This window comes from Streptomyces sp. Je 1-369 (assembly GCF_026810505.1).
In the GTDB taxonomy this organism is placed as follows: Bacteria; Actinomycetota; Actinomycetes; order Streptomycetales; family Streptomycetaceae; genus Streptomyces.
This window is the reverse complement of the sequence record NZ_CP101750.1, coordinates 3,857,047-3,883,442: the sequence shown is the minus strand read 5'-3', so window position 1 is coordinate 3,883,442 and position 26,396 is coordinate 3,857,047. Positions and strand designations below refer to the sequence as shown.

The following is a 26,396-nucleotide window of genomic DNA, read 5'->3' as shown; positions in this document are numbered from 1 at the left end:
GAAGTGATCCGCCGTCGGGCTGACAGGACCGGGTAAGAGGAAGAACGAGGGAAGCGGCTACTTTGTGGGCTTCTTACCCGTTACGCCCAGATGTACCAACATCGCCAGGTTGGGCTTGAGTTCGGCCTGCTTCACGCCCCACGTCTGGAAGCCCCGCTGGTGGGAGGCGACCGCCGCGAGCATCGCGACCAGGGAGCCCGCCATCGCCGTGGGGCTGATGTCCTTGTCGACCTTGCCCTTGGCCTGGAGTTCCTTGACGGTGTCCGTAAGGGAGTTGTTGACCGAGTTGAGGATCTTCATCCTGATTTTGTAGAAGCGCTTGTCGCCTTCGGCGGCGCCCAGATCGACGACGCGGAGGATCGCGTCGTTCTTGCGCCAGAAGTCGAGGAAGCCCTCGACCAGGTCCTGGGAGGTCTGCCAGCCCGCCTTGCCGACCCAGGAGCGCCCGTCGAGGAGCTGGGTCAACTCGGCGCCCTCCGCGGCCATTTGCTCCGCGATCTCCAGGACGGCGCCTTCGACATCCGGGAAGTACTGGTAGAAGGTCGCTGGTGAAGTCCCCGCCTTCCGGGCGACGTCGATGACTTTGACGTCCCGGTAGGGCGAGGAGCTGAGCATCTCGCTGAGGCAGTCGAGCAGCTTCTGACGCGTCGCCTGACCGCGCCGACCGGCCACGCGGCCGTCGACGGTACGTACCTGTCCTGTCATGCCGTCAGCTTACCGAGGGGTGATCGGAGCGCGATTCGGCCGAGTGCAAATGGGGTTGAGGCGCGTGAGCGGGGCGGATGGAGCGGCCGGTCGAGCCCCGCCCCGCACCCCCGCGCGCATCCCGACCCGCGCCCCGCGAAAATGAGCCAAGCGTTCGATTTCTGGTGCTGCGGGGACCGGAGCGGGCCATTAGCTTGACTTGCATGGACTACGCGGAGCGGAACACAGGGGGCGGATACGCGGAGGGCGTGCCCTGCTGGGCCGACGCCATGCTGCCCGACGTGGCGGGCGGCAAGCGGTTCTACGGTGAGCTCTTCGGGTGGACTTTCGACTCCGGTTCCGGACCGGAGTACGGGCACTACACGCAGGCGTACAGCGACGGCCTCCCCGTCGCCGCGCTCGCCCCCAAGGCCGACGGCCGCATGCCCACCGTATGGACGGTGTACCTGGCGAGCCCCGACGCCGCCGCGCTGGCCGAGCGCATCAAGGACGCGGGCGGCTCGGTGATCACGGACGTCATGCCCGTGGGGCCCTACGGGACCATGGGGCTCGCCGCCGATCCCGAGGGCGCCGTCTTCGGGCTCTGGCAGGCGGGCACGCACCAGGGCTTCGGAAAGCTGGGGAAGCCCGGTTCGTACTGCTGGACCGAGGTGTACTCACGGGACAAGGACCTGGTCGACCCGTTCTACGAGCACGTCTTCGGCTACGGCGGTCTCGACCTCGATCTCGACGGCGAGGACTTCCGTATCTGGTCGCCCGCGGGCTTCGAGCCGGGCCCCGACACCGCGATCGGCGGACGCAGCATCCTGGCGGGGCTCACCCCGGCCGTCCCCGCGTCCGACCGGTACGTCGCCGCGCGGATGCCCGCGCACTTCCTCGTCTACTTCAACGTGGCCGACGCCGACGCGAGCGCCGCCACGGTGACCCGCCTCGGCGGGCGCGTACAGACCCCGCCGGCCGACACCCCGTACGGCCGGATCGCGGTCTTCACGGACAACCAAGGGGCGACCTTCGCGGTCCTCCAGGGCTGAGCGGGCGTCCCGGGAGCCCGGAGGCGGGGTTTTGTCCGTAGACACCCCGATCCCGCCCCGGGTTCGCAACCGTCGCCCCGGACAGGAAGAATCAGGGTGCGTGCCGCCGTAGCGGCTCGGTGGTGAGACGCTGCACGGGGCTGTCTTCTTCGGCGGCCGCGTACGGGGAGGTGGCAGGGCAAGTGGTGGATCAGCTGACGCAGCACGATCCGAGGCGGATCGGCCCGTTCGAGGTCCTCGGCAGGCTGGGCGCCGGTGGCATGGGCCTGGTCTATCTCGCGCGTTCCGCGTCGGGACGGCGCGTGGCGATCAAGACGGTGCGGACCGAGCTCGCCGAGGACCAGCTGTTCCGTGTCCGCTTCACGCGCGAGGTCGAGGCGGCGCGCGCCGTGTCCGGTTTCTATACGGCAGCCGTGGTGGACGCCGATCCGCGGGCCGCCGTGCCCTGGCTCGCCACCGCGTACGTCCCCGCGCCCTCCCTCGAAGAAATAGTGAATGAACACGGGCCGCTGCCCACCCAGGCGGTGCGCTGGCTGGCGGCGGGCGTGGCCGAGGCCCTGGAGTCAATCCACGGCGCGGGCCTGGTCCACCGTGACCTCAAGCCGTCCAACGTACTCGTCGTCGAGGACGGGCCGCGCGTCATCGACTTCGGCATCGCGTCCGGCGTCTCCAACACGCGGCTGACCATGACGAACGTCGCCGTGGGCACGCCCGCGTACATGTCGCCCGAGCAGGCGAAGGACTCGCGCAGCGTCACCGGCGCGAGCGACGTCTTCTCGCTCGGCTCGACCCTCGTCTTCGCCGCCACCGGGCACGCGCCGTTCCACGGCGCCAACCCCGTCGAGACCGTCTTCATGCTGCTCAGGGAGGGCCCCGACCTCGAAGGGCTGCCCGCCGAGCTGCGGCCTCTCATCGAGTCCTGCATGCAGATGGACGCCTCGCTCCGCCCCACCCCCGGCGACCTCCAGTCCCAGCTCGCACCGCACCTCTTCGCCTCCGAGAGCAGCGACAACGACGACAGCGGCACGGCGTCCGCGTGGCTGCCGGAACGGGCCGTCGCGCTCATCGAGGCCCGCAGGGGCGGCCGCCCGCCCGCCCGCGTCCCCGCCGGTGCGGGCCGCAGCGGCGGCGGTGGAGGCGGCCGGGGTGCGGCCCCCGCCGTGTCCGCGGTGCCCGCCACCGCGCCGCCGCCCCCGGCGCAGCCGCCCCGCCAGCCGTCCCACCCCCTCGCGGGCATGCCCGACGCGGGGCCCGTGCGGCTCGCCGGGGCGAAGGTGCCGATCGGCCCCGGGCCGCGGGTGGCCGGCGCACGCGCCGCCGCCGCGCCCGTCGCCCCCGGGCTCGCGGGCTCCTGGTCCAGGTCCTCGGCCCAGCGCGCCGCGGGCAACGGCGCCGACCCGGCGGCCGCCGCGGTCCCCGCGCCCGCCCCGGCCCCCGACGCGGGAGCCGGCTGGCGGCCCTGGCGGTTCCGCATGTCCAACGACGTGTGGGGCACCCCCGCCGTCGCGGGCAACCTGGTCTACGTCACGTCCTTCGAGGTCCACGCCCTGGACGTCAGTACGGGCCGCCGCAGCTTCAAGACGCGTGACGTCGCCTGGTCCATGGCGGTGGCCGACGGCCGCATCCACGCGTCCGACGGGCCCACGCTCTACGCCCTGGACGGCGCCGACGGCTCCGACCTGTGGCGGCTGCCGACCGACGCCTGGGTGTACTCCCTCCAGGCCGACCGCGGCACCGTCGTCACCGGCACCCGGGGCGGCGGCGTCCAGGCGTGGGAGGCCGTCAACGGCGAGAAGCTCTGGGAGATCACCGGCGCGCAGACCGACTTCGAGACTCCGGAGGCCGGGCCCCGCGTCTGCGACGGCACGGTCTACGTCTGGAAGGGCGCCCGGCTCCGGGCCCTGGAGGCCCGCACCGGCGAGGAACGCTGGTCGTACCCCGTGGGCGACGCGGCCTCCTGCGGGGGCGTGCCGGTGCGGCTCACCCAGGCGCAGGACGGGTACGTGTACGTGGCCGCGGGCAGCCGCGTCCTCGCGATCGACGTCGCCGGGGGACACGTCCGCTGGCACTTCGAGGCGCCCGCCGCCTTCCTCTGCCCGCCCGCCTTCGCCCCCGGCCCCGCCGTGACGGGCGGCGGCGTGTACCTCGCCGACTACCTCGGCACGGTGTACGCCCTCGACGCGACGGACGGCCGCGACCGCTGGCGCATCGCCACGGAGTCCCGCTCCTCCATCGAACCGGTCCTCGTCGCCGACGGGCACGTCCACGTGGGCAGCGGCAAGGGTCTCTACACCCTCGACGCGGTCACGGGCACGCCGAAGTGGCGGTTCCAGGCGGGCGGCGAGGTCGTCGGCGCGCCCGTCGTCGCCGACCGCCGCATCCACTTCGGCTCCACGGACCACCTTCTCTACACCCTGAAGGCGGACGACGGCCGCCTCCGCTGGAAGCTCGCCACGGGTGGCGAGATCACGGGGGCGCCCGTGGTGCGGGACGGCGTGGTGTACGCGTGCAGCAAGGACCGGTGCGTGTACGCGCTGGACGCGGAGCGGGGGACGGGGACGTCGCCGAGGGCGTAGGGCCTGTGTCGGAAGTCCCGCCTGCCCCGGCTCCCTCACCTCGTGCGGAAGCCGCCGCTCCCGCGGTGCGTGAACAGCTCCGCCTGCCGGTCCCGCGGCAGGTTGCCGAGGGCGATCAGGTGGGGCGCGTGCGCGAGGGCCTGCGTGCGGGCGGCCTCCTTGGCCGACCAGAGGGCCCGTACCGTGCCCTGGACGGCCTCCGTGGGGTACGAGGCGATGGTCTCGGCGGCACGGACGGCCGCGGCGACCGCCCCGCCGGACGGCGTCAGCTCCGAGACCAGCCCCGTCTCGTAGGCACGGCGGGCCGTGACCCGTTCGGCCGTGCCCATCAGCGCCATCCTCGCGACCTCGCCGAACGGCATGCGCTGCGCCATGTGGATCGTCTCGTACGCGCTGACCATCCCGTACGTGGTGTGCGGGTCGAAGAACGTGGCGTGCTCGTCCGCCACGACGAACTCGGACTCCCCGAGAAGGTAGAACGCGCCGCCGCACGCCATGCCGTTGACCGCGGCGATCACCGGCTTCCAGTAGTCGTTGGCCTTCGGGCCGATCGCGAGGAGCGGATCGTCGATCGTGTACGGGGAGGTGGGCTGCGGGACGTCCGCGTCCCGGTCGATGCCGGTGCAGAACGCCTGCACGCCCGCGCCGGTCACGACGACGGCCCGTATCGAGTCGTCGAACCGGTAGCGGCGCCAGGTCGCCGCCAGTTCGTCCGCCGTCCGTACGTCGATCGCGTTGTGGCGCTCCGGGCGGTCCAGGGTCAGGACCGCGACGCCCGTGTCGTTGTCGGCCTCCGTGCGCAGGGCCCCGGCCGCGGAGGTCACGGGCGCTCCAGGACCCAGCGCGGGACCACGGTCCCGCCGACGTCCGCGAAGACGACCTGCACCTTCGCGCCGATGCGGAGGCGTTCCGGGGCGATCGAGTTCAGGGGGGCGTCCGGCGCGGCGACGAGGTTGCCGACGAGGCGGATGCGCGGGGCGTCGGCGAGCTCGACGATGATCGCGTTGTACGGGGCGTGTTCGGCGTAGGCAGGGAGGAGCGGGGGGTGGGGGAAGACGTACGACCAGATGCGGCCCTTTCCGCTCATCCTGCGCCAGGTGCTGTCGAAGGACTGGCAGTCAGGGCAGCAGGGGCGTGGGGGGAAGCGGAGTTTGTCGCAGGCGGTGCAGGCCTGTATCCGTAGCTCGCCTCGGGCGGCGTAGGTCCAGAAGGGGGCGCCGTCCTCGTCCTGCGTGGGCGTCAGGAGGGGGTCCGTCTTTGCCGTCGCGTCTGCCATGGTCTCTTCTCTCCCGGGTGCGGTCCGTCGTGGCTGGTCGCGCAGTTCCCCGCGCCCCTGAAAGGCCCCCTACGGGGCCCTCAGGAGCAGCGCCGAGGTGGGGACGCCCTCTCCCGCCGTCACCAGGCACGTCGTCGCATCCGGCACCTGCGCCGTGCTCGTGCCCCGCAGTTGCTTCACGCCCTCGTTGATGAGGTTGAAGCCGTGGACGTACGCCTCGCTGAGGCCGCCGCCGCCCGTGTTGATGGGGAGGCGGCCGCCGCTCTCCAGGGCGCCGCCCTCCGTGAACGCGCCGCCCTCACCGCGGTCGCAGAAGCCGTAACCCTCCAGGGAGAGCGGGATGAGCGGGGTGAACGCGTCGTAGATCTGGGCGACGTCCACGTCCTGCGGGCCGAAGTCCGCCTGTTTCCACAGGTGTCGGGCGGCCGTCCAGGCCGGGCCCGAGAGCGGGTCGTCGGTCCAGTAGTTGACCATGCCGTGGTGCTGGGCGGGCAGGCCCTGCGCGACGGAGTGGACGTACACCGGCTTCTGTCGGCCGTCGCGCGCCCGTTCCGCGGAGACGATCACGCAGGCCAGTGCGCCGTCCGTCTCCAGGCAGTTGTCGAAGAGACAGAGCGGTTCGCTGATCCAGCGCGACGTCATATACATGTCGCGGGTCAGTGGCCGCTCGTACATCATCGCGGCCGGGTTCTGGTTGGCCCGGTTGCGGCAGGCGAGGGCGACGTTGAAGAGGTGGTCGCGGGTCGTGCCGTACTCGTGCATGTGGCGGCGGGCGAGCATCGCGATCTCGTCGGCGGGGCGGAGCAGGCCGAAGGGGCGCGTCCACTGGGCGGGCGTGGGGAGTTGGACCGCCGTGTTCTTCCAGGGGCGGGGGCCGCTGCCGCGTTTGCGGGAGCGCCAGGCGATGCCGACGCTCGCCTGCCCGGTGGCGATGGCGGAGGCGAGGTGGGCGACCGTGGCGCAGGAACCGCCGCCGCCGTAGCCGACCTTGCTGAAGAAGGTGACGTCGCCCGCGCCGACGGCCTTGGCGACCTCGACCTCGTCGGTCTCCTCCATCGTGTACGAGGCGAAGGCGTCGACCTCGGACGGCGCGATGCCGGCGTCGTCGAGCGCGGCGACGATCGCCCGGCACGCCAACTCCTTCTCGCTTGCTTGGAGTTGTTTCGCGAACGGAGTCTGGCCGATCCCGACTATCGCTGTGGCGTCCTTGAGTGAAGCCATGGGCAACGGCACCTCCGCCGGTCGCGAGCGTGTCATGACTGCTGACAGCGCGTCAGGCTACAGCTAATCTGACGGTTAGTCAGCTAGCGGGAGAGGTGCATGCGATGCGGGGCGACCTGGAGTGGGGCAGCATCCCGGGACTCGTACGGGCGGCCGCCGAGCGGTACGGCGCGCGGGAGGCGGTCGTCGAGGGCCGCACCCGCGTCTCGTACGCGGAACTGGGCGAGCGCGTGGCGCACGCCGCGGCCGCCTGCATGGCCAACGGCGTCGAACCCGGCGACCGCGTCGCCGTCTGGGCGCCCAACACCCTCGACTGGATCGTCTCCGCGCTCGGCGCCGTCTGCGCGGGCGCGGTCCTCGTTCCCCTCAACACCCGCTTCAAGGGCGCCGAGGCGGCGTACGTCCTGGCCCGCAGCCGCGCCAAGGTCCTCTTCGTCACGGGCACGTTCCTCGGCACGTCGTACGTCGCCTCGCTGCGCCGCGCCGCCGCCGACGGGCCGGGCGAAGGACCGCTGCCCGGCCTGCCCCACCTCGACCAGGTCGTCGTCCTCGCCGACGACGCCCCGCAGTCCTTCCGCACCTGGAAGGACTTCCTCGCGAGCGGCGACAAGGTCTCGGCGGACGCGGTCCGTACGCGCGCGGCCTCCGTCGAAGGCTCCGCGCCCTCGGACATCATCTTCACCTCGGGCACGACCGGCCGCCCCAAGGGCGCCGTCATCACCCACGCCCAGACCCTGCGCTGCTACGACGTGTGGAGCGACCTGGCCGGGCTGCGCGAGGGTGACCGCTATCTGATCGTGAACCCGTTCTTCCACACCTTCGGCTACAAGGCAGGGATCATCGCGTGCCTGATGCGCGGCGCGACGATGGTGCCGCAGCCGGTCTTCAACGTCGACACGGTCCTCGCCAACGTCGCCGCGGAACGCATCTCGGTCCTGCCGGGCCCGCCCACCCTGCACCAGTCGATCCTCGACCACCCCTCCCGCGACCAGCACGACCTCTCCGCGCTGCGCCTCGTCGTGACCGGCGCCGCGGTGGTGCCGCTGCAACTGATGGAACGGCTGCGGGCGGAGCTGCGCATCGCCACCGTCCTTACCGCGTACGGACTTTCGGAGGCGAGCGGCATCGTCACCATGTGCCGGCGCGGCGACCCGGTCGACGTCATCGCCGCGACGTCGGGCCGTGCCATCCCCGACACGGAGGTACGGGTGGTGGCCCCCGGCGGCGAGCCACTCGCGCCGGGCCACCCCGGTGAGGTCCTCGTCCGCGGCCACCACGTCATGCGGGGCTACTTCGAGGACCCCGAGGGGACGCGGCGGTGCGTGACCCCCGACGGCTGGCTGCGCACCGGCGACGTCGGCGTCCTCGACGTGGCGGGCAACCTGCGCATCACGGACCGCATCAAGGACATGTTCATCGTCGGCGGCTTCAACGCCTACCCCGCCGAGATAGAGCAGCTCCTCGGCGTGCACCCCGCCGTCGCCGACGTCGCGGTGATCGGCGTACCCGATCCGCGGCTCGGCGAGGTCGGCAAGGCGTACGTCGTGCGGCGCCCCGGCTCCGTGGTCACGGCGGACGACCTCATCGCGTGGGCCCGGCGCGAGATGGCGAACTACAAGGTGCCGAGGACCGTCGAGTTCGTGAGGGAGCTGCCGAGGAACGCGAGCGGGAAGGTGGTCAAGGGCGCCCTGCGGAGACCCTAGTTGGCTCCGGCGGCGGTCAGGGCGGCCCGCTCGGCGGCGCTGCACTCCACGCAGAACTCGTTGCCCTCCAGGTCGGTGAGGGTGACCCAGCCCCGGCCGTTCGGCTTCCGGTGGTCCTCGTGCAGGGTCGCGCCAAGGGCGAGGAGCCGCTCGACCTCCTCGTCACGCGTGCGGTCCTGCGGCTGGAGGTCGACGTGCAGCCGGTTCTTGACGGACTTGGTGTCCGGCACGGTCACGAAGAGCAGAGTGAGGCCACCGGCCCGCACCTGCGCCTCCGGGTCGCCGGGGTAGTCGTCGTCGGCGAGGGAGCCGTCGAGGACCTCGGCCCAGAAAGCGCCCTGGCGGTAGGCGTCGTGGGCGTCGAACGTGAGGTGTCGCACGAGAGAAGTCATGGCGGCACTATTCGTTGTGCGGGGTGGGCCTGTCCACGGATATACGTCGCCGGGCCGGGGACCCGGGCGGGTCAGAGCCTGTGTCGTAACCCCGGCCGGGTGGGCGCCGCCTGGCACGCACGCTCGCCGCGTTGCCGAAACGCCCTAGTAGCTCCTCCCCCAGGCCTGAAGGGCCCGGGGGGACCCCCATCGAGGACGCCCCGGCGCCTTGCGATCGCACGCACCAGACGGCGCCCACTGATCCGACCGGGGTTACGACACAGGCTCTCAATGCCCGGTGGGAGGCGTGATGCAACCCGTCTCCGGGAAGCGGCCGTTCGCCTGGGCTTCGTAGTCGGACTTCTGGATGTGCGCGGTCACGCAGGCGTCGTCCCCGACATAGAGGCCGATCAGCGCCCCCTCGGGGGTGAGGCCGTCCTCGGTCTCGCCGTGCATCGCCTGGACCCTCAGCTCGCCGCCGTGCAGCTCGGCGCTCCCGGACATCCTCTCCAGGTCCTTGTACCCCAGCTTGCCCACGAGTTCGGCACGCACGCTGTCCGGGTCCCACTTCCCCGCCTTCCACAGCCGCTTCAGGACGGGCTCCATGCGGGCGGCCTCGGCCCGGGCGTCCGTGTGCCCGGAGGCGGACATCTCACCGGGGCGCCGGTACGCGTTGTTCTCCCTGTTGTGGGGCGCGCCGTCGATGACCCCGGGTTCTACGTAGGGGGAGGCGCCGGTGGAGGCGCTGGGGGAGTCGCCGGGGGAGGTGGCCGTTCCGTCGTCCCTCGCAGTCGGGGCCCCGGCGGCTCCGGGGCGTTCGTCGCCGCAGGCGGTGAGGACGGCGGCGGTGCACAGGAGCAGGGCGGGCAGGGACGTCCTGCGGAGCGCTGTGTACGTCGAAGTGGCCATGCGTACGACTGTGCCACGCTTGTGCGATGCACACCGCACTTCCCGGCGAAGGCCCGCCTCCCCGCCCCCGCGTCCTCTTCGTCACGGACCTCGCCTACCAGGCGAAGGGCCGCCGCTACTGCGACGAGGACATCTACCTCACCACTCGCCTCCGCGAGGAATTCGACGTGGCCCTGTGCCACCCGCTGGACGCCGCGCCTCTGATGGAGACCGGCGCCTTCGACGCGGTGGTCGTCCGCAACAGCGGCCCTGTCCTCCACTACCAGGAGCAGTGGGACGACTTCGCCGAACGCGCGGCCAGGTGCGGGGCCCGTGTCTACAACCAGCTCACCGGCAAGGCGGACATGGTGGGCAAGCAGTATCTGCTCGAACTGACGGAGGCGGGCCTTCCGGTCATCCCGACGGTGGACGACCCGCGCGACGCGGGGCGACTCCCGCAGACGCCGACGTACGTCGTCAAGCCGAAGGCGGGCGCGGACTCGATCGGCCTGGAGTTCGTGGCGCGGGACGAGTTGGCAAGGCTGACGCCCGGGCCGGACGGGATCCTGATCCAGCCGTGCGTCGACTTCGCGTACGAGGTGTCGTTCTACTACGTGGACCGCTCTTTCCAGTACGCCTTGCACGCGCCCGACCCCGCCAGGCGCTGGCACCTGGAACGCTACGAGCCGACCGAGGCGGACCTGGCCTTCGCCCGCCGCTTCATCGACTGGAACGACATCGGCCACGGCATCCAGCGCGTCGACGCGTGCCGGGCCCCGTCCGGGGAGCTCCTCCTGGTCGAGCTGGAGGACCTCAATCCGTACCTCTCCCTGGACCTCCTCGACGAGGAGACACGGGACGGGTTCGTGGCCGCGCTGAAGAGTTCGCTGCGGCGGCTGGTGGCGGGCTAGCGGCCGTGGCCCCGCCGAGCAAGGGAGCTCTGCCCTACGCGGATCGTCGTAGGAACTCTGGCACGGCGCCGCGGGTTCCGCCGGGGGCGGGTCGGGCCTAGCCTCACAAGGGAGGAGAGCCCACGCGGCGCTCCTCACGAGCGTCCACCGCTCTCCGGTCCCAAGACCCCGGACCACCAGGGTTGTCCCAGCGATCCGTGGCCGGGGCCGTACCGCCGACCTCGCACAGTCCCGGCCCACGCCCTTCCGGCCCGTCCAAACCGGGGCTCACTCCCGCGTGCCCCCGGTGCCGTGAGGGCACGTGTGCGCACCGGTACGTGGAGGGGAGCCGCAACGCCGGCGCGCACACACCCGGCCGCCGCCGACACCGGCGCCCCACGCCTCGGCGGCGGCCGCCCCCATGCTCGCGCGCGTCCGAACCCTCTCCGTCCCGGTGGTCAGCCGAGCGGCGGGGTCGGCGCGTGGCCGTCGCCCTGGGGCGTCGTCGGGGCGTGACCGTCCCTGAACGGAGTGGCGACCGACTGGTGGCTGTCGGCCAGGGCCGGGCCCGCCGTGCCACTGACGGCGGCTGCCGCGACGGCCAGGGTGACGAGGATCTTCTTCGTGCGAGTCATACCAACTCCAGGGCGAGGCGGGTCATGTCTGCCGCGAGCGACGCTAATGTCGATCACCGAAAGCGCTCTACAGTTCGAACTGTTCCCGTCATTCATTGGCCTGAAGCCGGACGGGACATACGTCGGCCGCGACGGCTCCCCCTCCGCGCCGCCGCGGCCGACCCCCGTTGGAGAAGAAGTTCTCAGGCGCCCTTGACGGGCGGGACGGGCGCGTGGCTGTCCTGCGTGGTGGCCCCGCCGTCCTTCGGCGGGGCGGGGGCGTGGCTGTCGCCCTGCGTGGTGGCGCCGCCGTCCTTCGGCGGGGCCGGGGCGTGGCTGTCGCCCATGGTGGTGATGTTCTGGTTCTGCATGGCGTCGCTCATCGGGAACTCCTCTGGGTCAAGACGGTTCGCTGGGGCGAAACGCCCGTTCGGCAACTCCCCCGAGGGTCGCCGAACGGGCGTTCCAGGGCCGCTCACCCTATCTGTGGGGCCCAGTGCGACCCGTCTGCCCCCCGACGCGACGGATCGTTGGATTGAGAATGGCAGCCGGTCATAAACGTTCGATGAACGAGCCGCGGGCAGGCGTCAGGCGGCGGCCAGCGGGCTGAGGAGACCCCGGACCTCGTCGACCTCGGCCGCTCCGGCCCGCTCGTGGATGGCGAGGGCCTCCCGCCAGCAGGCCCTCGCCCGGTCGACCTGGCCGAGGCTGTCCAGGCACCTGCCCAGCAGTACGAGGACATTGGCACGCATCCAGTCGCCGCCTATGCACCCCGTCGTCAACGCCAGCTCCGCGTGCTGCGCGGCCTGGGTCGAGCGGTGGTCGGAGAGATGCACCTGTGCGATACGGAAGTGGGTGGTGCCCTCCCACAGGCGCTGCCGATTCTCCACGAAGACCTGTAGGGCCTCCGTCAGTTGGGCCAGCGCTTCGCGGGACCGGCCGACCCGGGCGAGCACCACGCCCAGCGCGTACCGGGCGTTGGCCAGGCGGAAGGTGAGGCCGAGCTCGTCGTACACGGCCATTCCCTGGCGCGCGAGATCGATGGCCTCCGTGGTGCGGCCCAGCTCCACGAGGGCGCGGGAGAGGTTGCAGAGCGCGCTGGCCTCACCGGGATGGTTGCCGTCGGCGCGGAAGGCGTCGATCGCCTGCAACAGGTAGGTCTCGCTGAGCTCGTTCTGATTGGTGCAGATGCCGATGATCCCCAGTTCGTTGGGGGCGTTGCTGCGGGTCCAGGGGTCGTCGTCGGCGCCTTCCAGCGAGATGGCGCGCTCCGCCTCGACCCGCGCCTTGTCGAACCGCCCCGCGTTGCTGTGCACTTGGGTGAGCGTCACCCGAGCCCGGCCCTCGGCGTGGGCATCGCCCAGCGCCGCCGCGGCATCCCGGGCCGCGCACGTCGCCGCCTCGTAGCGGAGCGAGCTCGCACCGGACTCCGCCAGGTCCTTCGCGGCGAGCAGCAGGTCGACGGCGCGCCGCAGCATCCCCGCCCCCAGGGACTGCTGCACGCACGCCAGAATGCAGGCCGCCTCGGAGTGCAGCCAGTCCAGCGCCTTCGTGTCGTCGCTGAAGTCCTGGCCCGCGTGTTCCGTGGGCTGCAGGTGGTCCACCGTGCGGTCGCCGGGGCGTTCGATCGCGTAGACCCGGGCGGCGGACGCCAGGTAGAAGTCGAGGAGGCGGGACATCGCCGCGTCGCGTTCGCCGGGGGGCTGCTCGTCGCGTTCGGCGCAGGCGCGCGCGTAGAGGCGTACGAGATCGTGGTAGCGGTAGCGGCCCGGTGCCGCGGATTCGACCAGGGACGTGTCGACCAGGGACTCCAGGAGGTCCTCCGTCTCGTCCAGCGGGAGGTCGAGGACCGCCGCGGCCGCCGCGAGGGACAGGTCGGGGCCGTCCGCGAGGCCGAGGAGGCGGAAGGCGCGGGCCTGGGCCGGCTCCAACTGGCCGTAGCCGAGTTCGAACGTCGCCTTGACCGCGAGGTCGCCCGCCTGGAGCTCGTCGAGACGGCGCCGCTCGTCCGCCAGCTTCGCGGCGAGCGTGGAGACCGTCCAGGTACGGCGCGCCGCGAGACGGGACGCCGCGATGCGGATGGCGAGCGGCAGGAACCCGCAGGCCGCCACCACATCGAGCGCGGCCTCCCGCTCCGAGGTGACCCGCTCCTCGCCGACGATGCGGGTGAAGAGGAGCAGCGCCTCCTCGGGGGACATGACGTCCAGGTCCACCAGGTGCGCGCCCGCCAGGTCGACCATCCGGACGCGGCTGGTGACCAGGGCCGCGCAGCCCTCCATACCGGGGAGCAGCGGGCGGACCTGCGCCGCGTCGCGCGCGTTGTCGAGGAGGACGAGGATCCGGCGGCCGTCGAGGACCGACCGGTACAGGGCGGCGCGCTCCTCCAGGGTGTCCGGGATCGCCGAGTCGGCCGTGCCGAGGGCGCGCAGGAACGCGCCGAGGACCGCCTCGGGTTCGGCGACCCGCGCGCCCGCGCCCTGGAGGTCCACGTACAGCTGGCCGTCGGGGAAGTGGGTGCGTGCCACATGGGCGACGTGCACGGCGAGGGTCGTCTTGCCGACGCCGCCGATGCCCGCGAGCGCCGAGACCGCCATCACGCGTCCCTCGGCGGTCGACAGGATGTCGCTCAGCTCGTCGACGAAGGACGCGCGGCCCGTGAAGTCGGGGACCGTCGCGGGGAGTTGCGCGGGGCGCACCACCGCCGTCGGCGCCTCCTGCGCGGGCGCGGAGGGCTCGGCGAGGCCGGGGTCGGCCTGGAGGATGCGCTGCTGGAGCTCCTTGAGGCCGGGCCTCGGGTCGACGCCGAGCTCGTCGGCGAGGAGGCGGCGCGTGTCCGCGTAGACCGCGAGGGCCTCCGCCTGGCGTCCGCTGCGGTACAGCGCCAGCATCAGCAGCTCGCGCAGCCGCTCCCGCAACGGGTGCGCCGCGGTCAGCGCCGTCAGCTCCGACACCGCCTCCGCGTGGCAGCCCTGTTCCAGGTCCATGTCCAGGCGGGTCTCGACGAGCTGGAGGCGCCATTCGTCGAGACGGGTGCGCTGCGTGTCGGCGTACGGGCCCGGAACGTTGGCCAGGGGTTCGCCGTCCCAGAGGCCGAGCGCCTTGTTGACCAGCGTCCGCGCCTGGCAGAGGTCGCCCGCGCCGCGAGCCTTCTCCGCCGCCGCCCAGAGGTCCTCCGCCACGGCGAGGTCGAGCGCGCCGTCCGCGACCTGGACCGCGTACCCCCCGGACTCGCTGACGAGGACGCCGGGAGGCAGCACCTTGCGGAGCCTGGACGCGTACGTACGCACCGCCGCCAGTGCCTGCGACGGCGACTCCTCGCCCCACAGGGCGTCGATCAGCTCCGAGGCGGTGGCCGTGCGGCCGTCCCTCAGCAGCAGGGCCGCGAGCAGCGCCCTCTGCTGGGGCGAGCCGGTGTTGAGCTGGTCCGGGCCGTGCCACGCTCGCACCGGCCCGAGCACGCTGAAGCGCGACGCCGGTACCTCGGGGTGATGCCCCTCGGTCCGCCCCTCGGGGGTGTCCCCCGAGGCCGGACGCCGCTGCTCCGGTACTCGCGGTACATCGACCATCGCTCCCCCTGCCGCCCTGCCGTTCCCAATCCTGCCGGTCGCGGATCTGCCCACCCGCGGTGGTGCGTAAGCCGCCGTGCGGCCCTTTCGTCGTGCGTGGTTCTTGCTCCCCGCCAGTTTGCCTTGTTCATGGCGGATGCGTCAGCCGTGGGAGACGGCTCTCACAGGGTCCTCGCACGACATTCCGGATTGCTTTGCCGTCTCGGACGTCGCAGCCGCCCGCGTCCGACTAGCTGACGGGTCGTCAGATCGGCGCTACCTTGGCCGTATGGAGACCATGGAGACCCCGGAGACCTTCCCGAAGATCATCTCGGTGGACGACCACACGGTCGAACCCCCGCACGTCTGGCGGGACCGGCTCCCGTCGAAGTACCAGGACCGCGGCCCCCGGATCGTCCGCGCGCCCCTGAGGTCGATGTCCTTCCTGGGCGGCAAGTTCGCCCCGGTCATGGGGGAGAGGGGGGAGGACGGCCCCATCGGGGACTGGTGGATCTACGAGGACCTGCACCGCCCCCTCACCCGCCTCGACACGGCGGTCGGCTACGACAGGGACGAGATCAAACTCGAGGTCATCACGTACGAGCAGATGCGGCCCGGGTCGTACAGCGTGCCCGACCGGCTCGCCGACATGGACGTCAACCACGTCCAGTCCGCCCTCTGTTTCCCCACGTTTCCGCGGTTCTGCGGGCAGACGTTCACGGAGGCCAAGGACCGGGAACTCGCGCTCCTCTCGGTCCGCGCGTACAACGACTGGATGGTGGAGGAATGGTGCGGCCCCGAAGCGGCAGGCCGCCTCATACCGCTCACCCTCATCCCCCTCTGGGACGCCGAGCTCGCCGCTGCGGAAGTACGGCGCAACGCGGCGCGCGGCGTGCGGGCCGTCGCCTTCTCCGAGATCCCGCCCCACCTCGGGCTCCCGTCCATCCACACCGACGCGTGGGACCCCTTCCTGCGCGCCTGCGACGAGACCGGCACGGTCGTCGCCATGCACATCGGCTCCTCCAGCAGGATGCCGTCGACCTCCGCGGACGCGCCGCCCGCCGTCGGCTCCACGATCACCTTCGCCAACTGCTGCTTCTCGATGGTCGACTGGCTGATGAGCGGCAAGTTCGAACGCTTCCCGAATCTGAAGGTCATGTACGCGGAGGGGCAGATCGGCTGGATCCCCTACATCCTGGAGCGGGCGGACGTGGTGTGGGAGGAGAACCGGGGCTGGGGCGGGGTCGCGGACAAGGTCACGCGTCCCCCGTCCGAACTCTTCACGGAGCACGTCTTCGGCTGCTTCTTCGACGACGCGTTCGGGTTGCGGAACCTCGACTCGATCGGGGTCGGGAACGTCCTGTACGAGACGGACTACCCGCACTCGGACTCGACGTGGCCCAAGTCCCGTGAGGTCGGGGAGTCCCAGATGGGCCACCTGTCCCCGGAGGTCGTGGACCGCATCGTGCGGGGCAATGCGGTTGCCCTCCTGGGGTTGACGGAGGCGGGGCTCTGGCGGGGTCTGGGGGCCTGACTCCCGGCGACGCCCCGTGCGGGTAGGGGCACCGAGCCCGCCGCTTCGCGGCGGATGTTCCCCACCCGCCCGCCCGTTTGCCCCGCGACGTCCAGCGGGAGTAGGGGCAGGGGCTGCGGTCCCACCGGGCCGCAGCCGCGAGCGCGCCGGAGGGGACGTGGGGGTATGTGCGCACGGAGCACCGAGCACACTCCCACGGCCGGGAATGTCGGGCGCGGCGCAGGGATAGCGAGTACGTACATACCCGCGCGGCCCCGCCCCACCGACGGACCCCAGGCGCAGACCCCCACCCAAGGCGCCCCGCCAGAACTCTTGCCTGATGGAGTGTCAGGTCGCAGCATGTGGGCGTTCCGGATAAGTGACGAGCCGTCAGAAAACGGTGACGGGGAAGTGGGTGGGGCGTGGCTCGTGGGGTGATGGTTTATGGGATGCAGTTGCCCGTTCAGTCGCAGAGTTCCATGTATGCGGAGGGGTGGGAGAGAGGGGCCGAACCCGACGACCTCGTCGAGATAGCCCGCACCGCCGACCACACCGGCTTCGCCTACATCGCCGCCTGCGACCACGTCGCCATCCCCCGCCGCCTCGCCGACGCCATGAGCACCGTCTGGTACGACCCCGTCGCCACCCTCGCCCACCTCGCCGCGGTCACCGAGAACGTCCGCCTGATGAGTCACGTCGCCGTCGTCGGCCTGCGGCACCCCCTCGCCTCCGCCAAGCAGTACGCCACCCTCGACCACCTCAGCGGCGGGCGCCTCATCCTCGGAGTGGGGGCCGGGCACGTGCGGGAGGAGTTCGAGGCGCTCGGGGTCGACTTCGCGCGGCGCGGGCCGATCCTCGACGAGGCGATCGACGCGCTCAGGGCGGCCCTGGGGGTGGAGGAGTACCCCGAGTACCGGGGGGAGACCTTCGCCTTCAAGGACCTCGGGCAGATGCCGAGGCCCGCCCAGGCCCACGTACCCCTCTGGGTCGGCGGATCCTCCCCCGCCGCCGTACGCCGCGCGGCGACCCGCGCCGACGGCTGGCTCCCCCAGGGCGACCCGCGCGACAAGCTGCCCGCGCAGATCGCGAAGCTGAAGCGGTTGCGAGAGGAAGCCGGGATCGCCGAGCCCATCACCGTGGGCGCGATCACCGAACCGCTGTACGTCGGGGACCCGGGATGGCCCGTCGGCCGCCGCACGCTCGCCGGGAAGCCGGAGGAACTCGCCGAGTCCCTGCGCGCGTACGCCGCGATGGGCGTCGACCAGATCCAGGTCCGCTTCCGCAGCCGGAGCCGTACCGAACTCACCGACCAGATGGCGGCCTTCGCCGCCGATGTCGCCCCGCACCTCGACGACCATCGCCAGAACGATCACGACCAGTAGGAGTTCCCATGGGCAAGCTGGACGGCCGCGTCGTCATCGTGACCGGCGCCGCGCGCGGACAGGGCGAGCAGGAGGCGCGCCTCTTCGTGGAGGAGGGAGCCCGCGTCGTCGTCGCCGACGTGCTGGACGCGCAGGGTGAGGCTCTCGCGAAGGAGCTGGGGGCGGAGTCCGCGGCGTACGTCCACCTCGACGTCGGAGTCGAGGAGGACTGGCGCGCCGCGACGGCCGCAGCCAAGGACGCCTTCGGGAAGGTCGACGGGCTCGTGAACAACGCGGGGATCCTGCGGTTCAACGAGCTCGTCAGCACCCCGCTGGAGGAGTTCGAGCAGATCATCCGCGTCAACCAGATCGGTTGCTTCCTCGGTATCCGCACCGTCGCCCCGGAGATCGCCGCGGCCGGCGGCGGCACGATCGTGAACACCGCGTCCTACACGGCCCTCACGGGCATGGCGTACGTGGGCGCGTACGCCGCGACCAAGCACGCCGTCCTCGGCCTCACCCGGGTCGCCGCCCTGGAGCTCGCGGGCCGGAACATCCGCGTGAACGCCGTGTGCCCGGGTGCGGTCGACACCCCCATGACCAACCCCGCGCGGCTCGACCCGGGCGCCGACCCCGAGGCGGCGAAGGAGGCGGTGGCGGAGCTGTACAAGACGCTCGTGCCGCTCGGGCGGATCGGGCAGCCGCAGGAGGTGGCCGCGCTGGCGCTGTTCCTGACCGGGGACGACTCGGCGTACATCACGGGGCAGCCGTTCGTCATCGACGGGGGGTGGCTCGCCGGGGTCAGCGTCGTGTGATCCCGGCACCGGGACCAAGCCCTGTCCTGACGTTGCGTCAGCTATTGACGGTCCGGCGGGGCGGTGGAACAGTCGACCCCATCGCAATCTGACGGAGCGTCAGAAACGTACCGTCAGACCTCACGAGGACGGTGAACCTCCCTTGGAATTCGGTCTCTTTGTACAGGGATACGTGCCCGCCCAGCGGGCCAAGGTCGACCCCGAAGCGGAGCACAAGGCGCTCATCGAGGAGACCGAGTACGTCATCGAGGCGGACAAGTCCGGGTTCAAGTACGCCTGGGCGTCCGAGCACCACTTCCTGGAGGAGTACTCCCACCTCTCCGCCAACGACGTCTACCTCGGCTACCTCGCGCACGCCACCGACCGCATCCACCTCGGCTCCGGCATCTTCAACCCGCTCGCGCCCGTCAACCACCCCGTGAAGGTGGCGGAGAAGGTGACGATGCTCGACCATCTCTCCCAGGGGCGGTTCGAGTTCGGCACGGGGCGCGGTGCCGGTTCGCACGAGATCCTCGGCTTCATGCCGGGCATCACGGACATGAACCACACCAAGGAGATCTGGGAAGAGACCATCGCCGAGTTCCCCAAGATGTGGCTTCAGGACGAGTACGTGGGGTTCCAGGGCAAGCACTGGTCGCTGCCGCCCCGCAAGATCCTGCCGAAGCCGTACGGGAAGTCGCACCCGGCCATGTGGTACGCCGCCGGGTCCCCCTCCTCGTACGCCATGGCGGGCAAGAAGGGGCTCGGGGTCCTCGGCTTCAGCGTGCAGAAGGTCTCCGACATGGAGTGGGTCGTCGAGTCGTACAAGACGGCGGTCAAGGAGGCGCAGGCGATCGGGGACTTCGTCAACGACAACGTCATGGTGACGTCGACGGCGATCTGCGCGGAGACGCACAAGAAGGCGGTCGAGATCGCGGTCGGCGGTGGCCTCAACTACCTCCAGTCGCTGCTCTTCCGCTACCACGACACGTTCCCGCGGCCCGAGGGCATTCCCGAGTGGCCCGAGCTGCTCCCCGAGTACACCGAGGAGCTCATCGAGCTGCTCATCGCCGAGGAGCTGATGATCTGCGGCGACCCGGACGAGGTGCTCACGCAGTGCAAGCGGTGGGAGCAGGCCGGGGCGGACCAGCTCAGCTTCGGGCTGCCGATCGGGATCTCGCCCGAGGACACGAAGAGCACGATCAGGCTGATCGGTGAGCATGTGATCCCGAAGATCGACACGGATCCGGTGCACCGGACGACGCGGTTCCGCCAAGCGGCGTCCGGAGCGTGATCCGGGCCGGGGCGTGATCCGGGTCGGCGTGTGACCCCTCCGAGCCACCCCGGCTTCCCCCTCCCGGACGGGAAGCCGGGGTCCTGCCGGACGGTTCGCGGTGTCACGGGGGTGCCGTCGCGGGGGCGAGCCCCCGGGCCCCCGTCGATCGCCCTCCGGGCTCGTCCTCAAACGCCGGACGGGCTGAAACAAAACACACCCCCCGGACAGGCTGCCAACCCTGCTCACCCTGCTCACCCTGCCAACCCTCGGAAGGGGACGTCCCGTCATGCTCGACCACCTCATCAAGGGCGCGACCGTCGTCGACGGGACCGGTGTTCCCGGGCGTGTCGCCGACGTCGGGATACGGGACGGGCGCATCGCCGTCGTCGCCGCGCCCGGCACCGTCAGCGAGGAGGCGCGGACCAGTGAGGACGCCCAGGGGCGTGTCCTCGCGCCGGGGTTCGTCGATCCGCATACGCATTACGACGCGCAGCTGTTCTGGGACCCGTACGCGACGCCCTCCCTCAACCACGGCGTCACCACCGTCGCGGGCGGCAACTGTGGGTTCACGCTCGCTCCGCTCCATCCCGACCGGCCCGGTGACGCCGACTACACGCGGCGGATGATGTCGAAGGTGGAGGGGATGTCCCTCGTGGCGCTCGAAGAGGGCGCGCCCTGGTCGTGGAGTTCGTTCGGGGAGTATCTCGATGCCCTGGAGGGGCGCGTCGCCGTCAACGCGGGGTTCATGGTGGGGCACTGCGCGTTGCGGCGGTACGTCATGGGAGAGGACGCCGTCGGCGGGCAGCCGTCCACTGAGCAGTTGGACGCCATGTTGCGTCTCCTGCACGAGGCGATGGACGCCGGGGCCTGGGGTCTTTCCACCACCCAGTCGTCCACCCACTCGGACGGCGACGGGCAGCCCGTCGCCTCTCGGCACGCCGAGCCCGCCGAGCTGCTCGCGCTCAGCCGTGCCGTGGGCGAGCACGAGGGGACACAGATCGAGGCGATCGTCGCCGGGTGCCTCGATCAGTTCAGCGATGACGAGGTCGAGCTGCTTGTCGAGATGAGCGCCGTCGCCGGGCGGCCGTTGAACTGGAACGTGCTGACCATCGACGCCGCCGTGCCCGAGCGCGTGCCGCGTCAGCTCGTAGCCAGTGAGCGTGCCCGTAAGGCGGGCGGGCGCATCGTCGCGCTGACCATGCCGATCCTCACGCCCATGAACATGTCCCTCGGTACGTTCTGCGCCCTCAACCTCATCCCCGGCTGGGGTGACGTCCTCGGTCTGCCCGTGCCCGAGCGGATTACGAAGCTGCGCGACCCGGCCGTGCGGGAGGAGATGCTGCGGCGGGCCGGGAGCAAGGAAGCCGGAGTGTTCCGGCGGCTCGCGCGGTTCGACCGGTACGTCATCGGCGACACGTACTCCGCCGCCAACGACGGGCTCACCGGACGCGTCGTCGGTGACATCGCCGCCGAGCGCGGGCAGGAGCCCTTCCACTGCATCACCGAGATCTGCGCCAACGACGACATGCGCACCGTGCTGTGGCCCATGCCCACCGACAACGACCCCGACTCCTGGGCGCTGCGTGCCGAGACGTGGCAGCACGAGGACGTCATGCTGGGCGGCTCGGACGCCGGCGCGCATCTGGACCGCATGTGCGGAGCCCCGTACACGACCCGGTTCATCGGGGACTGTCTGCGTGGGCGGAAGCTCGTCGGGCTCGAACAGGCCGTGAAGATGCTCACCGATGATCCGGCCCGGTTGTTCGGGCTGCGCGAGCGGGGGCGGATCACCGAGGGGTACCACGCCGACCTCGTCCTCTTCGACCCCGAGCGCATCGACGCGGGCAAGGCCACCCTCGTCCACGACCTGCCCGGCGACAGCCCGCGGCTCGACTCCAAGGCGATCGGCATCGACGCGGTGTGGGTCAATGGCGTCGAGGCCATTCGTGCGGATGTGGTGACCGGTGCCGTGCCCGGGAAGGTTCTGCGGTCCGGGCGCGACACCAGGACGGTGAGCACCAAGTGAGCAGCGACGACACCCGGCGGCGGCTGTTCATCGGGGGTGAATGGGTCGAGCCCGACGGTGGGCACTATGAAGTCGTCGACCCGGCCACCGAAGGCGTCGTCGGGCTCGCGCCCGAGGCGAGCGGCGAGCAGGTCCGCGCCGCCGCCTCGGCGGCCCGCGAGGCCTTCGCGGGCTGGTCGCGCACGACGCCGGAGGAGCGTGCCGGGATCCTGTCCCGTGCCGCCGCCGTCCTGCGGCGCGACTTCGCGGCGCACGCCGAGCTCGCGCGGGCCGAGAGCGGCGCCACGACCGCGACGGCCCGCGGCATGCAGGTGGCGGTGGCCGTGGCGCGGTTCGAGCGGTACGCCAAGGGGGCGCTGGAGCCGGTCGAGGCCGCGCTGCCGCCGCAGATCCATGAAGCCGGGCCCATGGGGAAGGCCGGTGTCGTGGGGGCGGTCGCCGTGCGCAGGCCCGTGGGCGTCGTCACCTGCATCACCTCGTACAACAACCCCTGGGCCAACCCCGCGGGCAAGGTCGCGCCCGCCCTCGCCATGGGCAACACCGTCGTCGTGAAGCCCGCGCCGCAGGACCCGCTGTCGGTGTACGGGATGGCGGCCGCCCTGGAGGAGGCGGGTGTGCCGCCCGGTGTCGTGAACGTCGTCTCCGGCACGGACTCCGCGGTGGGCGAGGCGGCCGTCGCCTCCCCCGACGTGGACATGGTGAGCTTCACCGGCTCCACGGCCGTCGGGCAGCGCATCGGCGAGGTGTGCGGCCGCGACATGAAGCGGCAGCTGATGGAGCTGGGCGGGAAGGGTGCGGCGATCGTCCTGGACGACGCCGACCTGGACGCCGCGGTGGCGGGCATCGGCACGACGTTCTCCTTCTACAGCGGGCAGATCTGTACGGCGCCGACCCGCGTCATCGTCCAGCGGGGGGTCTATGAGGAGCTGGTCGACCGACTCGCCGCCTATATCGGGTACTTGAAGGTGGGGGATCCGGCCGCGCCCGGCACCGTCGTCGGGCCCGTGATCTCCGCCGCCCACCGCGACCGCATCGAGGCGTACGTCGAGGACGGGCGGAAGGAGGGCGCGCGGGTCGTCGCGGGCGGTGAGCGACCGCCCGCGTTCGACAAGGGTTTCTACGTCGCGCCGACCCTGCTCGCCGACTGCACGCACGACATGCGCGTGGTCCGCGAGGAGATCTTCGGGCCTGTGGTCGTCGTGGTGCCCTTCGACGCGGACGGGCCCGAGGACGCCGAGGAGACGGCGATCGCCCTCGCCGCCGACAGCGAATACGGCCTCATCGACTACGTGTGGTCGGGCGACGTCGCCCGCGCCTTCCGCGTGGCCCGGCGGCTGCGGGCGGGCGGCGTCGGCGTCAACACGGTCGCCCGGAACATGGAGGCGCCGTTCGGCGGCTTCAAGAAGAGCGGGGTGGGCCGGGACGTCGGCTCGTACGCCCTGCACGCGTACAGCGAACTCCAGTCCCTTGTATGGCCGGGGTGAGGAAGGCGGGGGCCCTCCTCACCCCGGGCCGGGGCGGAGGAGGCCGTTACCGGCCCAGGAAGATCGGGTTCGTGAACGCCGTCAGCGGGCCCGGCAGGCCGGGCGTCACGGGCGGGTGGCGCACCTCCGCCCGTACGTAGGCGGCGTACGACGCCGTCGTGCGCCACTCCAACGTCCCCGCGCCCGACTCCGGCAGCGCGGGGCCCGTGTGCAGGACGCCCTGGTCGGTGACGAAGCGGGCCGTGCAGCCCGGGGCGCCCTTGACGTCGAGGCGGACCGTGACAGGGGCGTCGCGGTCGACGTCGAGACGGCCGCCGATGCCCGCGTGCCCGCCCTTGCCGCCCGCCGCCGAGAACGTGAGCTCCACGGCCTTGGACTCGGCGATGTAGGAGCGGCCGCGGCGGATGCCGTCCTGGATGGCCTCGCGGGTCAGGTCGTCGGCGAGGACGACGGTCTGCGGGCCACCGATGCGGTCGGGGTCGCGGTGCGCGTCGCTGTTGCCCATGGCCGGGATCCAGGGGCGGCCGCCGCGCACGGAGGCGACGAGCCGGCTGTCCCAGTCGGCGAGGGCGATCTCGTCGTCCGGCGTGTACGCGCCGTTCCACGCCTCGATGACGTCCGCGTCGCCGAAGCCGAACTTCCAGTTGCAGCCGACGCAGGTGGCGTGCGGGTGGGCGGGGACGACGAGGCCGCCCGCGTCCCTGACCTTCCGCGCGTACTTCCCGAAGCGGTTGTCGCGTGCGCGGTAGCGCCAGTCGACGAACGTGCCGGGGTCCACGCCGAGGGCGACGACGTGGCCGTTGCGGGTCGTCACCTCCTCGCCGAGCATGATGAGGAGGTCGTCGCCCGCCAGGTCCGCCCAGTGCGGGTGCGCGGAGTGCGTGTTGTGCTCCGAGCTGTTGATGAAGTCGAGGCCCGCCGCACGGGCGAGCGCCGCGATCTCGGCGGGGGTGCGCCTGCCGTCGGAGTGGACGGAGTGCAGGTGGCAGTCGCCGCGGTACCAGGCGCGGCCGCGGCCCTTGGCGCGCTCGGGCGGGTAGGAAGGCTTCGGGGTCTTGCCGGGTGCCCCGTAGGTGAGGGTGATCGTCACCTCGTAGGGGAGACCCTCGGGGGCGACCGTGTACGGGCCGAGGGCGATGTACCAGGTGCCCTCGCGGACGCGGCCCGGGATGTAGCCGGGCGTCGCCGCGTCGGCGCGGATGAAGAACTCGGTGCGGGCGCCGCCGGACCAGCCGCGGAAGCCCTTGCCGCCGAGCTCCGTGCCGCGCTCGTCGAAGACGCCGATGTCGAGGGCGTTGCCCTGGGTGCCGGGCGGCACGGTGGGCTTCTCGTAGGTGTAGGAGGCGCGGAACTCGCTTACGCCGTAGGGGACTTCGACGGGCAGGTAGACGAAGTCCGGGGACCCGGTGGGCAGTGTTCCGCGCACCGTTCTCGTCTCCGTGCTCCCCGGCTTCCCGTTCCGCGCGGGGGCGCGCCGCTCGGCGCCGCTTGCGAAGCTCACGGTGCCCAACGTAATCGCGGCGGCGGCGCCCGTCACGAACAGTCCGCGCCGGTTCGGGCCGATCGGGTGGTGTACGTCCTCACACATGCTGCGGCTCCCCAGGGTCGTGTCGACGGTGACATGGGTGGTGCGTGCAACCCTGGTATTGAGCCGTGAACTGGGCGGCAAGGGAAGGCGGTCAACAGTTTTACGCCCGGTTACTCGACCGCCCCCGCCGCGAGCAGCGCCGCCTCCGTCTCCGGGTGCGGGCCGCCCGCTCCGTCGCGCGCCCACCGCAGCGGCGTTCGGCCCGTGCCGAAGTCCTCGCGGAGGTTCGGGTCGGCGCCGTGGGCGAGGAGCTCGCGGACCGTGCCGACGTGGCCCCAGGCGGCGGCCGCGCACAGCGGCGTGCCCTCGGTGACGTCGCGGCTCTCCGTGTCCGGCAGCGCCCCGGCGCGCAGGAGGGCCCGCACCGTGGAGGCGGCGCCGTGCACCGACGCGGCGTACAGCGCGGTGGTGCCGTGGGCCTCGGGCAGCTCGGGGTCGACCCCGGACCGGAGCACGGTACGGACCGTGCGCGTGTCGCCGACCGCCGCCGCCCAGACCAGGCGGTGGGTGAGCTTCTTCTGCTTCCGTCTGTTCACCGGCGTCAGGTTAATGAGCGCACGGGCATGGACCAACCGGGTTTACAGGGATAGGAAGAGGGGCCCGGACCGACCGACACTCCCGGAACTCCCGGACACGCTCGGAGGAAACGTGCGCATCTCCGCGACGCTCTACATGACCGACGAGACGATCACTCCGGTACGCCTGGCCCAGGAACTGGAGCGGCGCGGCTTCGCCGGGCTCTACCTCCCCGAGCACACCCACATCCCGGTGCCCCGCGAAACCCCCTACCCGGGCGGCGACCTGCCGCCCGAGTGCGCCCGCATGCTCAGCCCGTTCATCGCCCTCGCCCAGGCCGCCGCCGTCACCGAACGCATCGCCCTCGGCACGAACATCGCCCTGGTCGCCCAGCACGACCCCATCGACCTGGCGAAGCAGATCGCGACCCTCGACCACCTCTCCGGCGGCCGCGTCACCCTCGGCATCGGCTACGGCTGGAACCGGGAGGAGGCCGAGGACCACGGCGTCCCGTGGCCGCGGCGCCGGGCGGTCGTACGGGAGCGGATGGCGGTCATGCGGGCGCTGTGGGCGGACATGCCGAAGGCGTACGAGGGGGAGTTCGGCGGCGTACGGGCGAGCGAGGTCCATCCGAAGCCCGCGCGGGCACCCCGCGAACGGCTCGCGAAGGGGCCGCTGTTCGGGCCGCGAGCCCTCATCGGCGGCGCGGCGGGGCCGGGGCTCTTCGCGCACGTCGCGGAGTACGCGGACGGCTGGATGCCCGTCGGCGGCAGCGGGCTGCGCGAGGCGCTGCCCGTGCTCAGGTCGGCGTGGGCGGACGCGGGGCGCGGGGCGGAGGACCTGTATGTGGCGGTGACGGCCGTGGCGCCGGTTCCGGGCAAGTTCGCGTACTACGGGGAGCTGGGCGTGGACGAGGTGATCGTGCAGCTGCCGCCCGGCGGGGAGACGGAGGTGTGCGCGGCGCTCGACGGGCTCGGGCGGTACGTGACGTCATGACAGTTCCCCGCCTTTGCCCAGG

At 72.0% G+C, this 26,396-nt stretch carries 21 protein-coding genes and 1 pseudogene; 11 read left to right on the top strand and 11 right to left on the bottom strand.

Features of this window, described 5'->3' with window-relative positions:
• Positions 1-57 precede the first annotated feature (57 nt).
• The gene (locus NOO62_RS17550) at positions 58-705 is read right to left on the bottom strand and encodes a TetR family transcriptional regulator (protein WP_268771828.1); all 648 of its coding nucleotides are present in this window, start codon (positions 703-705) and stop codon (positions 58-60) included.
• Between the two features lie 203 nt (positions 706-908).
• On the opposite strand from NOO62_RS17550, the gene NOO62_RS17545 reads away from it, so the two are divergent.
• Both NOO62_RS17545 and NOO62_RS17540 read left to right on the top strand, forming a co-directional pair.
• Positions 909-1,736 (top strand): VOC family protein, encoded by an 828-nt coding sequence (locus NOO62_RS17545; protein ID WP_268771827.1) that lies wholly within the window; start codon positions 909-911, stop codon positions 1,734-1,736.
• Between the two features lie 182 nt (positions 1,737-1,918).
• Positions 1,919-4,312 carry a serine/threonine-protein kinase gene (locus NOO62_RS17540; protein WP_268771826.1) on the top strand — a complete coding sequence of 798 codons (2,394 nt, stop codon included), beginning with the start codon at positions 1,919-1,921 and terminating at the stop codon, positions 4,310-4,312.
• A 35-nt stretch (positions 4,313-4,347) separates the two neighbouring features.
• On the opposite strand, the gene NOO62_RS17535 is transcribed toward NOO62_RS17540, so the two are convergent.
• The 3 genes from NOO62_RS17535 to NOO62_RS17525 all read right to left on the bottom strand — a co-directional run bounded on the left by NOO62_RS17535 (position 4,348) and on the right by NOO62_RS17525 (position 6,809).
• Positions 4,348-5,136 carry an enoyl-CoA hydratase/isomerase family protein gene (locus tag NOO62_RS17535; protein WP_268771825.1) on the bottom strand — a complete coding sequence of 263 codons (789 nt, stop codon included), beginning with the start codon at positions 5,134-5,136 and terminating at the stop codon, positions 4,348-4,350.
• Positions 5,133-5,588, bottom strand: a complete 456-nt coding sequence (locus NOO62_RS17530) for a Zn-ribbon domain-containing OB-fold protein (RefSeq protein WP_268771824.1) — start codon at positions 5,586-5,588, stop codon at positions 5,133-5,135. Before NOO62_RS17530 ends, NOO62_RS17535 begins: the two co-directional genes overlap by 4 nt.
• 69 nt (positions 5,589-5,657) lie before the next feature.
• The gene (locus NOO62_RS17525; protein ID WP_268771823.1) at positions 5,658-6,809 is read right to left on the bottom strand and encodes a lipid-transfer protein; all 1,152 of its coding nucleotides are present in this window, start codon (positions 6,807-6,809) and stop codon (positions 5,658-5,660) included.
• A gap of 104 nt (positions 6,810-6,913) precedes the next feature.
• Here NOO62_RS17525 and NOO62_RS17520 point away from each other — a divergent pair, with 104 nt between their 5' ends.
• The gene (locus tag NOO62_RS17520) at positions 6,914-8,512 is read left to right on the top strand and encodes a FadD3 family acyl-CoA ligase (RefSeq protein ID WP_268771822.1); all 1,599 of its coding nucleotides are present in this window, start codon (positions 6,914-6,916) and stop codon (positions 8,510-8,512) included.
• Between the two features lie 14 nt (positions 8,513-8,526).
• On the opposite strand, the pseudogene NOO62_RS17515 reads toward NOO62_RS17520, so the two are convergent.
• Both NOO62_RS17515 and NOO62_RS17510 read right to left on the bottom strand, forming a co-directional pair.
• Positions 8,527-8,904: pseudogene (locus tag NOO62_RS17515) on the bottom strand (VOC family protein); the annotation flags it as partial.
• A gap of 267 nt (positions 8,905-9,171) precedes the next feature.
• Positions 9,172-9,792 (bottom strand): hypothetical protein, encoded by a 621-nt coding sequence (locus tag NOO62_RS17510; RefSeq protein WP_268771821.1) that lies wholly within the window; start codon positions 9,790-9,792, stop codon positions 9,172-9,174.
• A 26-nt stretch (positions 9,793-9,818) separates the two neighbouring features.
• Between NOO62_RS17510 and NOO62_RS17505 the strand changes: the two genes are divergently transcribed.
• Entirely contained in the window at positions 9,819-10,682 is an 864-nt protein-coding gene (locus tag NOO62_RS17505) for a hypothetical protein (RefSeq protein ID WP_268771820.1), read from the top strand.
• A 437-nt stretch (positions 10,683-11,119) separates the two neighbouring features.
• Here NOO62_RS17505 and NOO62_RS17500 read toward each other — a convergent pair whose 3' ends face one another.
• The 3 genes from NOO62_RS17500 to NOO62_RS17490 all read right to left on the bottom strand — a co-directional run bounded on the left by NOO62_RS17500 (position 11,120) and on the right by NOO62_RS17490 (position 14,841).
• Positions 11,120-11,296 carry a hypothetical protein gene (locus NOO62_RS17500; RefSeq protein WP_268771819.1) on the bottom strand — a complete coding sequence of 59 codons (177 nt, stop codon included), beginning with the start codon at positions 11,294-11,296 and terminating at the stop codon, positions 11,120-11,122.
• Positions 11,297-11,478: 182 nt separating this feature from the next.
• Complete coding sequence (locus NOO62_RS17495; protein WP_268771818.1) at positions 11,479-11,658, bottom strand: sigma-like protein; 180 nt, start codon at positions 11,656-11,658, stop codon at positions 11,479-11,481.
• A gap of 204 nt (positions 11,659-11,862) precedes the next feature.
• A complete protein-coding gene (locus NOO62_RS17490) occupies positions 11,863-14,841 on the bottom strand; it encodes an AfsR/SARP family transcriptional regulator (protein WP_268771817.1) in 2,979 nt (992 codons plus the stop codon).
• A gap of 277 nt (positions 14,842-15,118) precedes the next feature.
• Here NOO62_RS17490 and NOO62_RS17485 point away from each other — a divergent pair, with 277 nt between their 5' ends.
• The 6 genes from NOO62_RS17485 to NOO62_RS17460 all read left to right on the top strand — a co-directional run bounded on the left by NOO62_RS17485 (position 15,119) and on the right by NOO62_RS17460 (position 23,274).
• Positions 15,119-16,354: an amidohydrolase family protein gene (locus NOO62_RS17485; protein ID WP_268775664.1), complete on the top strand. Its 1,236-nt coding sequence runs from the start codon at positions 15,119-15,121 to the stop codon at positions 16,352-16,354.
• 428 nt (positions 16,355-16,782) lie between these two features.
• Positions 16,783-17,715 (top strand): TIGR03619 family F420-dependent LLM class oxidoreductase, encoded by a 933-nt coding sequence (locus tag NOO62_RS17480; protein ID WP_268771816.1) that lies wholly within the window; start codon positions 16,783-16,785, stop codon positions 17,713-17,715.
• 8 nt (positions 17,716-17,723) lie between these two features.
• Positions 17,724-18,509: an SDR family NAD(P)-dependent oxidoreductase gene (locus tag NOO62_RS17475; RefSeq protein WP_268771815.1), complete on the top strand. Its 786-nt coding sequence runs from the start codon at positions 17,724-17,726 to the stop codon at positions 18,507-18,509.
• 142 nt (positions 18,510-18,651) lie between these two features.
• Complete coding sequence (locus tag NOO62_RS17470; RefSeq protein ID WP_268771814.1) at positions 18,652-19,782, top strand: LLM class flavin-dependent oxidoreductase; 1,131 nt, start codon at positions 18,652-18,654, stop codon at positions 19,780-19,782.
• Positions 19,783-20,050: 268 nt separating this feature from the next.
• On the top strand, positions 20,051-21,790 hold the full coding sequence (locus NOO62_RS17465; RefSeq protein ID WP_268771813.1) for an N-acyl-D-amino-acid deacylase family protein: 1,740 nt from the start codon (positions 20,051-20,053) through the stop codon (positions 21,788-21,790).
• Positions 21,787-23,274: an aldehyde dehydrogenase family protein gene (locus tag NOO62_RS17460; protein WP_268771812.1), complete on the top strand. Its 1,488-nt coding sequence runs from the start codon at positions 21,787-21,789 to the stop codon at positions 23,272-23,274. Before NOO62_RS17465 ends, NOO62_RS17460 begins: the two co-directional genes overlap by 4 nt.
• Positions 23,275-23,320: 46 nt before the next feature.
• Here NOO62_RS17460 and NOO62_RS17455 read toward each other — a convergent pair whose 3' ends face one another.
• The gene (locus NOO62_RS17455; protein WP_268771811.1) at positions 23,321-24,862 is read right to left on the bottom strand and encodes a CehA/McbA family metallohydrolase; all 1,542 of its coding nucleotides are present in this window, start codon (positions 24,860-24,862) and stop codon (positions 23,321-23,323) included.
• 110 nt (positions 24,863-24,972) lie between these two features.
• Positions 24,973-25,398, bottom strand: coding sequence for an ankyrin repeat domain-containing protein (locus tag NOO62_RS17450; protein WP_268771810.1), 426 nt, complete (start codon positions 25,396-25,398; stop codon positions 24,973-24,975).
• Positions 25,399-25,510: 112 nt separating this feature from the next.
• On the opposite strand from NOO62_RS17450, the gene NOO62_RS17445 reads away from it, so the two are divergent.
• Positions 25,511-26,374 (top strand): TIGR03619 family F420-dependent LLM class oxidoreductase, encoded by an 864-nt coding sequence (locus tag NOO62_RS17445; RefSeq protein WP_268771809.1) that lies wholly within the window; start codon positions 25,511-25,513, stop codon positions 26,372-26,374.
• Positions 26,375-26,396: the final 22 nt, after the last annotated feature.